Source organism: Psychrobacillus sp. OK032, assembly GCF_900111345.1.
GTDB lineage: Bacteria > Bacillota > Bacilli > Bacillales_A > Planococcaceae > Psychrobacillus.
On sequence record NZ_FOGY01000003.1, the window covers coordinates 215,047 to 227,327 of the forward strand.

The 12,281-nt window shown below is 37.7% G+C and carries 10 protein-coding genes; 5 read left to right on the forward strand and 5 right to left on the reverse strand.

Translation table 11 applies throughout. The features are described from left to right. Nucleotides 1–64: 64 nt before the first annotated feature. The 4 genes from BMZ04_RS07950 to BMZ04_RS07965 all read left to right on the forward strand — a co-directional run bounded on the left by BMZ04_RS07950 (nt 65) and on the right by BMZ04_RS07965 (nt 6,054). A complete protein-coding gene (locus tag BMZ04_RS07950) occupies nt 65–1,801 on the forward strand; it encodes an ABC transporter ATP-binding protein (protein ID WP_093267617.1) in 1,737 nt (578 codons plus the stop codon). Next, complete coding sequence (locus BMZ04_RS07955; RefSeq protein WP_143128289.1) at nt 1,785–3,605, forward strand: ABC transporter ATP-binding protein; 1,821 nt, start codon at nt 1,785–1,787, stop codon at nt 3,603–3,605. Before BMZ04_RS07950 ends, BMZ04_RS07955 begins: the two co-directional genes overlap by 17 nt. A gap of 10 nt (nt 3,606–3,615) precedes the next feature. Then, nucleotides 3,616–4,467, forward strand: coding sequence for a GNAT family N-acetyltransferase (locus tag BMZ04_RS07960; protein WP_093267621.1), 852 nt, complete (start codon nt 3,616–3,618; stop codon nt 4,465–4,467). Between the two features lie 867 nt (nt 4,468–5,334). Further along, nucleotides 5,335–6,054 (forward strand): glycerophosphodiester phosphodiesterase, encoded by a 720-nt coding sequence (locus BMZ04_RS07965; protein WP_093267623.1) that lies wholly within the window; start codon nt 5,335–5,337, stop codon nt 6,052–6,054. Between the two features lie 48 nt (nt 6,055–6,102). Here the strand turns inward: BMZ04_RS07965 and BMZ04_RS07970 are convergent, their stop codons facing one another. From BMZ04_RS07970 to BMZ04_RS07985, 4 genes are all read right to left on the reverse strand, one after another. Beyond that, complete coding sequence (locus BMZ04_RS07970; protein ID WP_093267625.1) at nt 6,103–7,110, reverse strand: FecCD family ABC transporter permease; 1,008 nt, start codon at nt 7,108–7,110, stop codon at nt 6,103–6,105. Then, nucleotides 7,107–8,105 (reverse strand): FecCD family ABC transporter permease, encoded by a 999-nt coding sequence (locus BMZ04_RS07975; protein ID WP_255367852.1) that lies wholly within the window; start codon nt 8,103–8,105, stop codon nt 7,107–7,109. Before BMZ04_RS07975 ends, BMZ04_RS07970 begins: the two co-directional genes overlap by 4 nt. A gap of 63 nt (nt 8,106–8,168) precedes the next feature. Then, entirely contained in the window at nt 8,169–9,089 is a 921-nt protein-coding gene (locus BMZ04_RS07980; RefSeq protein ID WP_093267628.1) for an iron-hydroxamate ABC transporter substrate-binding protein, read from the reverse strand. A gap of 2 nt (nt 9,090–9,091) precedes the next feature. Next, nucleotides 9,092–9,883 carry an ABC transporter ATP-binding protein gene (locus tag BMZ04_RS07985; protein WP_093267633.1) on the reverse strand — a complete coding sequence of 264 codons (792 nt, stop codon included), beginning with the start codon at nt 9,881–9,883 and terminating at the stop codon, nt 9,092–9,094. Between the two features lie 118 nt (nt 9,884–10,001). Between BMZ04_RS07985 and BMZ04_RS07990 the strand changes: the two genes are divergently transcribed. Next, the gene (locus tag BMZ04_RS07990; RefSeq protein WP_093267635.1) at nt 10,002–11,042 is read left to right on the forward strand and encodes an NAD(P)/FAD-dependent oxidoreductase; all 1,041 of its coding nucleotides are present in this window, start codon (nt 10,002–10,004) and stop codon (nt 11,040–11,042) included. Nucleotides 11,043–11,253: 211 nt separating this feature from the next. Here the strand turns inward: BMZ04_RS07990 and BMZ04_RS07995 are convergent, their stop codons facing one another. Continuing rightward, nucleotides 11,254–12,276, reverse strand: a complete 1,023-nt coding sequence (locus BMZ04_RS07995; RefSeq protein WP_093267637.1) for a DUF2804 domain-containing protein — start codon at nt 12,274–12,276, stop codon at nt 11,254–11,256. Nucleotides 12,277–12,281: the final 5 nt, after the last annotated feature.

Here is a 12,281-nt window from a genome sequence, read left to right on the forward strand (position 1 = left end):
TTATGGCATAATAGACTGTATATAGAAATAATTCGGGTAACGAAGAATCAAGGGGTGTTGATTTGTGAAGACGATTTTTTCTTATTTATCGCCATATAGGTGGCTTGTCATTTTTGCGTTACTACTTATGTTAGTCGAACTTTCTGTAGAGCTTGTGCAACCTTTGATAATAGCAACTATTATTGATGATGGAATACTAGCAGGTGACCAGCAGACTATTATTTTTTGGGGAATTATTATGCTTGGGATTGCAGCTATTGCTTTTTTAGCGGGAATTATAAATACATTTATCGCATCTCATATTGTGCAAAGCTATGGATATGAGATTCGTCAGGCATTATTTAGCAAAGTACAATCATTTACGGTGGCAACTTTTTTAAAGTTTCCCTCTGCAAGTCTAATAACACGGTTAACAAACGATGTGACGATAACCCAAAACTTAATATTCATGGGACTTCGTATAATGCTTCGAGCACCACTATTAGTAGTTGGAAGCATTATTATGTCCTTTTTTGTTCATGCTTATCTAGCTATGTTTCTAGTAATGGGAGCACCAATTTTAGTCATATTTCTGTTTCTTATGAGCAGAAAAGGGCTTAAACTATTTGGGAAAGTACAAAGAAGTGTAGACCAAGTGACTCGTAAAGTGCAAGAAAATCTGCAAGCCGTTCGTCTTATAAAGGCATATTTACGTGGTAGCTTTGAATCGACCCGCTTTGCATCCGTTGCAAATACATTAAAAATAGATAATGTGAGTGCTTTTCGTATAATGGAGCTCATTTTACCTGTCCTTTTATTTGTTATGAACGTGAGTTTAATGGCGGTACTTTGGTTTGGAGCAAAGGAAATACAAACAGGGGACACAAAGATGGGGGATCTTGTTGCGATTGTTAACTATGCAATGCGTATGACGGGTGCATTTTCTATGTTTTCTTTTATTATCATATTTTTCTCAAGAGCAAAAGCATCGGCCGAACGGATGGAAGAGGTTTTGGTTGTAGAGGAAGGAATAGAAGAAATAAGCAAGGATCCTTTAGACTCCGTTTCTATAGTAGGAGAAATTGAGTTTCAGCACGTTTCCTTTCATTATCCATCGACTGATATACCTGTGCTAAAGGATGTTTCATTTTCTGTAAAATCGGGTGCAAAGCTTGCGATTATGGGAGCTACAGGTTCGGGAAAATCGACGCTGTTAAACTTAATCCCACGCTTTTTTGATGCGACAGAAGGGGAAATATGGATCGATGGGGTAGAAGTAAAAGAGTGGCCACTAAAAGAGCTAAGACAGACAATTGGACTTGTTCCGCAACAGTCCATTCTTTTCACAGGAAGTATTGAAGAAAACTTAGGATGGGGAGATTCGACTGCTACAGAGGAATCACTTAAAGAAGCAGCGATTCAAGCGCAAATCCATCATTCGATAGAGCAATTTCCAGAACAATATGATACAAGAGTGGGTCAAAAAGGAGTTAATTTATCCGGCGGCCAAAAACAAAGATTGTCCATTGCACGTGCATTAGTACGAAAACCAGAAATTCTTCTATTGGATGATAGTACAAGTGCCTTAGATGTCTCGACTGAAAACGCACTATGGGAAGCTTTAGAAAAAGAAAATGCAACGATGCTCGTCATTACGCAAAAAATTAGAACAGCAAAAGGTGCGGATAAAATTCTTTTATTAGAAGAAGGAAAAGTTTCGGCATATGGAACGCATGAACAGCTGATGGAAAGTTCCTCTTTATATAGAGAAATTGCAGAATCACAGCAGGAGGGCGGCGGACATGATGAACTTCATTCGTAAACCTTTTGGATATGAACCGATAGTGACCAAGGAAGATTTGAAGAAAGATAATAAGAAAAAGGTAGAGAAGCCGTCTGATTGGAAAGGGGTTCTCCATCGAATTTGGAAGCTTGTAGATGAGCAACGTTTTTTATTAATTGTTGTGCTTTTATTGGTAATAGCTAGTTCTGCATTAGCCTTATTCGGACCGTATTTGATAGGTATTATAATTGATAAATATATTGCTAAAAGTGTTTTTGCAGGACTTGCGAATATGATTGGACTATTAATCATTGTCTATGTGTTCCTATCTATAACGATGTATTTACAAAGTTATTGGATGGTTGGGATTGCCCAGCAAACGATTTATAGACTAAGAATGGGATTATTTGATCATTTACAAAAACTACCTGTGTCATTTTTTGATAAACGTCAACACGGGGAATTGATGAGTCGGGTGACGAATGATATAGAAAACGTCAGTCAAACGTTGAATTCATCTTTTATACAAGTATTTTCAAGTGTGTTAACTTTAGTCGGAACAACGGTTGTCATGCTTCTACTTAGTCCACTTATGACTGTCATCACGCTGATAATTGTGCCTTTTATGTTTATTGCAATGCGCTGGATAACGAGACGTACATCCAAATTATTTAAAGAGCAGCAAAAAGCACTTGGAGAACTAAATGGTATGATTGAAGAGACCGTTTCTGGTCAACGAATTGTTAAAGCATTTTCCCAAGAAAACCGCATGCTAGAGGAATTTGCAGTGAAAAGTGAGCGGTTAAAAAGAACTGGATTTTGGGCACTGACTTATTCAGGATTTATCCCTAAAGTGATGAATTTTCTAAATAACATAAGTTTTACATTTGTAGCAGCAGCTGGAGGAATCCTTGCATTTTATGGGCATATAACCATTGGAGAAATCGTTATTTTCACCGAATATGCCCGTCAGTTTACGCGTCCATTAAATGATCTGGCGAACCAGTTTAATACCGTATTATCGGCAATTGCGGGGGCGGAGCGTGTGTTTGCAATTATAGATGAACCGGAGGAAGTAGATGCAGCAAGCGACCATCAAGATTATCAATTGAAAGGAAATGTAACATTTGAGGATGTTACATTTTGGTACGATAAAAATGATGAAAACCCAACGATTGAACATGTTTCATTTCATGTAGAGGCTGGAAAGACAGCTGCTTTAGTAGGGGCTACTGGTGCAGGGAAAACGACCATCATGCAGCTTCTTGCTCGATTTTATGAAGTAGATGACGGAAGGATATTAATAGACGGAATTAAGATGGATAACTTGCCAAGGCATACATTGCGGAGTCAAACGGCATTTGTACTTCAAGATCCATTTCTTTTTGAAATGACCGTTCTGGAAAATATTCGGTACGGCAAATTAAATGCAACAGATGAGGAAGTTATAAAAGCAGCTAAAGAGGCAAATGCGCATGAATTTATTACTAAGTTAACAAATGGATATGATACTATTTTAACGGCAGATGGCGGGGAGATTAGCCAAGGACAAAAGCAATTATTATCCATTGCAAGAGCCCTTGTTGCAGACCCTGCAATCCTACTATTAGACGAAGCTACATCAAGTATTGATACGGTTACTGAACTGAAAATACAAGAAGCACTGGAACGTCTAATGGCAGGTAGAACGAGTTTCGTTATTGCCCACCGTTTGAATACGGTGCGTAAGGCAGATCTTATTTTTGTAATGGAGAACGGAAAGTTAGTAGAATCGGGACAGCAAGAAGAGTTGCTACAAAGAAGAGGGCGGTATTATAATATGCTAACGGATACGAGAATTTAAGGAGGGTTTTATGGATATTTTTATGATGACGGTATCTATTCCGTTAGATGGTGATACGATGCAAGAAATAAAGGATTTACTTCAAGAAGATACAGTCAATTATAGGTCGCTTTTAAGCGTTGATGAGTTAACTGATCCTATAAAAGGTTTTTGTGTATTAGCATATGATGATGAATCGGATAAATTAATGGGCGTGTTATCATCAATAGACCGACTGGAAACGGGGGACTTCGAGTGGAGCGCGGTTGTTTCACCTTCGATACGCAGAAAAGGAATTGGAACGGGGCTTGTAGCGGAGTTAGATAGAAACCTAACACTTCGAGGAGCAACATTCGATCTAGCTTTAGTACCAGAGGATTCGCAAGAGGGACTAGAATGGTTGAAGAAAATTGGCTATGTATATGACTTCTCAGAGAGAACTATGGTGGCAAAGGCAGTAGAAACAGGTGTGCATGGTGAAATCAACATCATTCCATACACCACTCAAGAGTCTGAGGTAATAGAAGTTTTAATAAGTGCCTTTGGTGATACGCTAGAAGAAGCAAGTAGTCTTATTGCATTTAATACACAAACGCCACATCGCCAGCTTTTGATTGCGACATTAGAAAACAAAGTGGTAGGTACTTTTGCCATCGTCGAGGATCCTGACAAGTTGTGGGTTACTGGACTTGGAGTACATGAGCTAGCACGTGGCAAAGGTGTCGCTACTTCCATTTTAATATGGGCGAAAAACGAAGCGAAACGATTAGGCAAAGAAAGTATTTATTTAGATGTAGAAACAGATAATGAAAAGGCATTATCCGTTTATAAAAAAGCTGGTTTTGAGACGATTCATCATACGCATTTCTATAAAAAAAGGTGATCTGATTTGGGTCGCCTTTTTTAAAATATACAGACAAACACCATAGTGACTAGTATGCCAACGTAACAAATCTCCAAAAAGCAATTGTTATGGAAAAGCAGAAAATAAGAGGATTTGAGACAACCTTTTTACAATCTCCTAACATAATTTCAACATGGGCTACATAAACTTTCTATAGGATGAATGGTGAAGAGATCGTTCAATCGAAAAGGAGAGATACTTATTGGGTTTGAATAAACGCAATGTGACTATGAAAGTTTCGAATAACCGGTTGAATACTTTACAATTTAGTTCTATTAGAAAGAAAGTACATACAAGCTTACAATGGTTCATTATGAAAAAAGCTAGACCCCCGCGACATAAATACATTCCACTTCCGCCTAGGAAGTAAATAGACATACGTCATCTCTTTAGTGGGAGATGGCGTTTTCGGTTTGGAAAAAAGTATAATGAACTAGAAAAGCGGAAGTGCCTATTTTAGAGGAATACAGTCTAAATTCGCGACATCGTGGTGCTCCTGCGCAAAGCTCGTCGCAAAATAAAAAAACATTTCGCAACGACTGTATGACCTGCTTCGTGCAGGCCTCCGACAGGCAAATGGGGATGGGGTAGGTCTGCAAAGTGCGCCACATCCTGTGGCAAAGCAGACATGACCCGCATCGTGCGGGCCCAGGAGGCAGCTCCTCAGCCACCACAAGCGATTTTGTTTGCGACGAGCTTGCGCAGGAGCAGCTTTTTCACATTTGACCCCGAGGGACAACGTTCTTCTGCGACGAGCTGTGCGCAGGAGCAAGGCGCTGGAGCTAGATTGACACTGAGTAAAAAAGTTTGTACTTTCATATCATTTGAAAAAAGGGGGCTATTTTCATGAAAATTTATGCGCATAGAGGTTGCTCAGGGACATTTCCGGAAAATACTATAGCTGCATTTAAAGCGGCGGCAAGATTACCAATACACGGTGTAGAGTTCGACGTACATATGACAAAAGATGGGGAACTTGTTGTCATTCATGATGAATCTATTAATCGCACTTCGAATGGTAGTGGCTTCATAAAGGATATGACACTTAAAGAAATACAGAACTACGATTTTGGCATATGGTTTTCAAATAACTTCAAAGGTGAAAAAGTGCCTACGCTAAGAGAAGTGTTATATGTATTTAAAGATACACATCACCATATAAATATCGAATTGAAATCAGATGTTTTTCCATATGTAGGGATGGAACAGAAAGTATTAGAGATGTTAAAACAGTATCGATTAGAAGACAGAGTCGTTATTTCTTCTTTCAATCATGAAATGATTCAAAATGTAAAAAAACAAGCTCCACATATTGAAACGGCTATTTTATTTATGGAAGTGATGGTTGCACCCCATGAATATGCTCAAATAGTAGGAGCTGATGCACTGCATGCCTTTTTTCCAACTGCATTGCGGAAAATGGGAAAAGAGGTTATTGCGAGTGGAAAACAGCTACGTGTTTTTACGGTAAATGAAGAGACTTATGCTGATATGCTTCATGCTGTAGGAGTACATGCCATTTTTACAGATTATCCACAAGAAATGTATAACTATTTGAATAAGTAAAGTAAAAGGGATTGCTTATATTAAACCATAATGCAATCCCTTTTTCATTTATTTCTTCAACAATAAATACATAAAATACGGAGCTCCGATTAAAGCGACCATTATTCCTGCGGGAATACCGTTTGGCTCTACTACATTTCGACCAATTGTATCTGCAAATAGTAAAAGCCAACCGCCGATTAAAATCGTAACAGGGACAAATAATTGGTGTCTAGGACCGACTAGTGCTTTCGCGATATGAGGTGCCATCAATCCGATAAAGGCAATACCTCCTGTAACGGAAACTGCAGAAGCTGCAAGTGCAACTGCAGCTAGTAAGAGAACAATACGCTCTTTCTCAAGGGACACACCAACTCCAATCGCCACTGGTTGACTTAAGCCAAGTATATTTAGCTTATTCGCTTTATATAAAGTAAATGGGATAAGAACCATTAACCACGGTAGTAATGCAAAAATAAATGGCCAATCAGAACCCCAAATATTACCGGCTAACCACTTGGCAATGAAATCAACTTTTTCACGTTCAGCTGATGAAATAATGACAATCATTAGTCCAGATAAAGCCATTGAAAATCCTATACCTACAAGCACTAATCGAACAGGCTGTAAACCTACTTTTCGATTGTAGGACAGTATGTAAATAAAAAATGCTGTAAGTAAAGCTCCGATAAATGCCATGAAAGGAAGCATGTATACAAAAGAATCAGGTTCAATAGGAGAATATAAGAAGAACAAAGAAATTGCTACTCCTGCTCCAGAATTTATACCGATAATACCTGGGTCCGCCAAATCATTACGTGTAATACCTTGTAAAATAGCACCTGATAATGCTAGTGCCATACCAGCAAGTAATGTAATAACAATTCGGGGTAAACGAATTGAAAATAAAACAAATTCTTCTTTGAATGTACCATGTCCAAATAGGGTAGGTAACAAACGGTCAAATGATAAAGAGGAGTAACCGATACCAGCACTAATAATAGCGCTAGTCAGTATTAGAATAGATAAAATGACAACAAATACTCTTTGTTTTTTGATGACCTCTTTTGGAATCATTGGAATGCGACTCCTCCTTTACGAACAACGAGTAGAAAGAAAGGCAGTCCCATAATCGCAATAATTGCTGCAACTGGTGTCTCATAAGGAATGTTAATCGTTCTTCCAAGCGTGTCAGCAACTAGCATAAGAATAGCTCCGGCTATGACCGACATAGGAATGATAGCGCGATAATCAGTTCCAACAATAGCTCGAACAATATGGGGAACCATTAACCCAATAAACGCCATATTTCCTACAAGTGCCACTGAAGCACCAGCGAGTAAGATAATAACAATAAATAGAATTGTTTTTACTTGACCGGTTTTCTGACCTAATCCTACAGCCACTTCTTCATTTAAACTTAAAATAGTTAGATGTCGGGAAAGTAATAGTGCTACTAAAATACCAACACAAACAAAAGGAATAATAATGTTCAATTGCAGCCAATTTGTCCCAATGAGACCTCCAGCAGTCCACATGGAAACATCTTTTGAAATTTTGAAATAAATCCCGACACCTTCTGCGATTGCATACAAAAACGCAGAAACTGCAGCCCCCGCAAGTACAATCCGTAAAGGAGAAAACCCACCTTTTTTTAGAGTACCAATACTAAATACCATAATGGCCCCTATTGCCGCCCCAATAAAGCAAGCTATTGTAATCCCTAAATAGTTTGTAGCAGGAAGAATTGCTAGTGTTACCGCTAATGCAGCATTCGCGCCAGAAGTAAGTCCTAGTAGTCCAGGATCCGCAAGAGGATTTCTTGTAATACCTTGCATAATAGCCCCTGAAACAGCAAGTGCAGCACCTACAACGACTGCTCCTACTTCTCTAGGAAAACGAATTTCACGAAGTATATTTATCTTATCACTCTTCAAATTAGAAAATAATGCATTCCATACATCTTGAATAGAGGTCTCTGCTGCGCCAAAACCCATCGCAACGATAAACATAGCAAAGAGTATAGATAATCCAATCATGAATTTTATACTAAAACGAATAGAAGATTTCATCATTCGTATCCTTTCTATAATAAAGAAGGGAGGAATCCAACACTCCGAATTCCTCCTCGACCATTATTTCTCGTTTAAAAAGTGTTCTTTGAAGAATTCTAGTTGATTATCTAATGCAATTGGATCATTATTATAAAATTCTTCCATTTTTGCTTCAAAAACGCGATTATTTTTTACAGCAGGAATATTTTTATAAGTCTCTGTCTCTTGGAATGAGTTATCTGTATCAGCTGATTTACTAAAGATTACATAGTCTCCTGCAAATTCAGGAAGTACTTCTAAAGACAATGCATAATAGCCAGGCTCTAAAGCCATTTCTTCTACTTTTTTAGGCATTTTTAATCCCATTGCTTGATAAAGAACTTCTGTCCCTCGACCCCAGTTATTTCCATATACGTATAGTTGTTTATTAAAGTTTTCAATTACTGATACAGTAGCGTCTTCGCCTATAGCAGCTTTAATTTCTTCTCCGGCAGCCTCCGTACGTTCTTTAAAGTCATTAATCCAATCTTGTGCTTCTTGTTCTTTATTTAGTAATTTACCAATTTCCAAATGTTGTGTTAAATAATCTACCTTACCGTAAGTAAATGTTACTGTCGGTGCAATTTCTTTTAACTTGTCTAAATTTTGTACTGTAGAAAAACCAATAATTAAATCAGGGTTTAACTCGATAATTTTCTCTAAGTTTTCTTCAGATACTTCTTCCACATCTTTTAAAAAACTATCATATAGTGGGTTTTGCTTTGACCACGAATCTACTCCAACTAAATTAACACCAAGTGCAGCAACGTTACCTGCAAAACCGGATACTACAACTACACGTTGTGGGTCAGCGGGTACTTCAATTGGACCTTCTTCTGATTGATAGGTAACAGTGGTTGATTCTTCTATTTCGTCATTTGTTTTTTTGGCGCTAGACTCGTTATTACATGCCCCTAAAATTAGTACAAATAACAGTAAAGTAAATACTAGTAGTTTTTTCATAGTTATTCTCCCTTTAGTAAATTGTATGTAATGCACATTGGTTTATTTGTTCTTGGATCCATTCCAATTTCTGCATCTATTTGGAACACATCTTGCAACACTTTTTTAGTAATGACTTTCTCGCAACTACCAGCTTTCACAATTTGACCGTCTTTTAAGGCGATAATATTGTCTGCAAAGCGTGCAGCTTGATTGAGATCATGTAATACCATGACAATCGTACGTTTTTCTTCTTTGTTGAGTTTTTGCAGTAGTTCTAGCACTTCTAGTTGATGGGCCATATCTAAATAGGTAGTAGGTTCATCTAAAAAAATAATTTCCGTTTCTTGGGCTAGCGCCATTGCAATCCAAACACGCTGGCGCTGTCCTCCAGAGAGTGCATCTACTGGAAAGTATTTGAATTCATGCGTTCCAGTAACTTGAAGTGCCCAGTCAATCACTTCGTAGTCTTTTGTCGTGAGTCGCCCAAATCCTGTTTGATAAGGAAATCTTCCATAGGAAACAAGTTCTCCGACTGTGAGACCCACGGCACTTTCTGGTGTTTGTGGTAAAATCGCCATTTTTTTTGCGAGTTGTTTCGTATTTTCTTTTGTAACACTTTTTCCATCTAATACGACCGAGCCAGACTGATGAGAGATGATGCGTGTAATAGCTTTTAAAAGGGTAGACTTTCCACACCCGTTTGGTCCAATAATCGTCGTAATTTGTTGATCTGGAATTTGTACGGACAATTCTTTTACGATTAAACGCTCGCCGTAGCCAATAGATAAATCCTCAGTGTAAAGGCGGACCATTCTTGAAACCCCCATATTTAATATTGCTTTTACTATTGATAACGATTATCATTATCATATTAGCAACTATATTGAATTAATATAATAATGTCAACAATAAATTTTAGGAGACTAAAAAATGAATGAAATAATGGATGTAACGATTATTGGTGGGGGACCGGCTGGACTATATGCTTCTTTTTATAGTGGATTAAGGGAATTAAAAACAAAAATTATTGAGTATCAGCCCTACTTAGGTGGGAAAATACATGTATATCCAGAGAAAATGATTTGGGATGTAGGGGGTCAAACGCCAATTTCAGGGGAACTATTAATCGAACAATTAGTACAACAAGGACTAACCTTTGATCCGGAAGTTGTGGTGAATGAGAAAGTGGAGTCCATTACACAGGATGAACAACGTATCTTTTGTTTGAAAACAGCCTCTGGCCAAATGCATTATTCCAAAACAATTATTTTAGCAATAGGTGGGGGAATCCTACATCCTTTGAAACTAGAAATTGAAGGTGCAGAGCGTTTTGAAGTAAGTAATTTAAACTACACCGTAAAATCTATTCAACGATTCAAAGGTAAAACGGTTGTTATTTCAGGAGGGGGAAATTCAGCTGTCGATTGGGCCAATGAACTAGAGCCCATTGCTAAGAAGGTTTATGTGACCTATCGAAAAGATACGTTGAATGGACATGAGGCACAAGTTAGCCAACTATTATCGAGTTCTGCGACAGTTTTTTTTAATAGTTCTATTTCCAAACTAATAGCCAATAAAAGTCATGATACAGTAGAGAAAGTAGCTTTAACGAATCATGATACTGGAGAAGTAACCTTTTTGGAAATTGATGAAGTGATTATTAACCATGGATACGAAAGGGAAGCAGAGCTTCTGAAAAATAGTGAAGTGAATATTGCGATGTTGGAGGACTTCTATGTGGATGGTTCGAGCATGAGTGAATCATCTGTGGCAGGTATTTATGCAGCAGGTGATATATTAGCGCATCCCGGGAAATTACATCTAATAGCAGGAACTTTCCAGGATGCTGCAAACGCGGTAAATAAAGCAAAACAATACTTGCAACCAGAGGCCAATAAAATGGCAATGGTCTCTTCCCATAACGAGGTTTTTAAAGAAAAAAATAAAAAGCTGATGAAGCAGTTAGTTTGAAGGAAATGAGAAAAAAGGTTGCTACCATGTAATGTAAACTACAAGGGAGCAACCGTGAATGGGTGAATAAATAAGAGATATTGCGTTTTAGGATCAGTGCGTCGTAAGGAAGTTACCGCTTGGATTTCCGCCTGCAGCGGAAATCGTAGCGGCCACTTAATAGAGCTATTTAAGACGCACTATTCCTATTCCTATAAAGGGTAGATTTTTGTTACCATTTCGCTTTGCGTTCTTCGATACAACCTAACATTTCACGGATATGTAATGTGAGACCGCTTTCTAATTGAATTTTACCATTATAGTAACCCATCATTTGATGGTTTTCAGCATAAGCAAGTTTAATATCTGTTTTTGCAGTTCGATGGAAAAAAGGGGTAAATGTTAAATCTACTTCTTTTGAAAATTTAGTTTTTACTTTCCAAGGTAACATGAAATTATTTGTATCATAAGTAAACAATAAATCCTCATGAATTTTTATTAGTTTTCCATCTATGAAAATCGCATTTTCGGTCATACCTGTACCATCTGTCCATTTACCGCCGAAGTTCAAACCAATCCGTTTTAGACCAATCCGTTGAGAAGCGAATCCCCAATTCCACGTTGCTGCTCGAGGTAGAATCCCTCTACTGTAATCGAGTACAGCAAAGTTATCCTCTGCTTGAAAAGCATAACGGGCATCTCCCATTTTTACAAATCCATGAGTAGGTAATATGTGGTGTTTTGCTGTAAATTGAAAGTGTGTTCGATTCCAAGGGATGACAACATTTAATGACTCATCTTCTATAGGATGTGAAATATGTAAATCAGCATGCAAAAAGTCCCCATCAAAATCAGGTATCGTAATCGTCATATGCGTTTCGTTTTGTATATATAATAGCTGGATAGACATTTCCTTCGAATGGAGGTGAAGACTTTCTAAAACGTTCGAAGGCATTTTTACTTTATTTCCGAAAGGGATGGTAACCGTTTTTTCTACATATCGCTGTGTTTCATAATTTAAAAAATATACAGAGCAAATTGCAGCATAATCTAAATGGCTAATAGTTGCAGAAAAGAGTATATCATCTCCAAAGACACACCAATAATTCCACTTTTTCTTTCGCATATAATGACCTTTTAAATTGCTCTCAATAATTGGTTTTTTGGCATATCCAATTGCTTTTGGATTCAAATTACCTTTTTCATCGCATAACAGTGTAGACTCGGTAATTTCTTTTTCTGCATGCTGTATCACTAGCC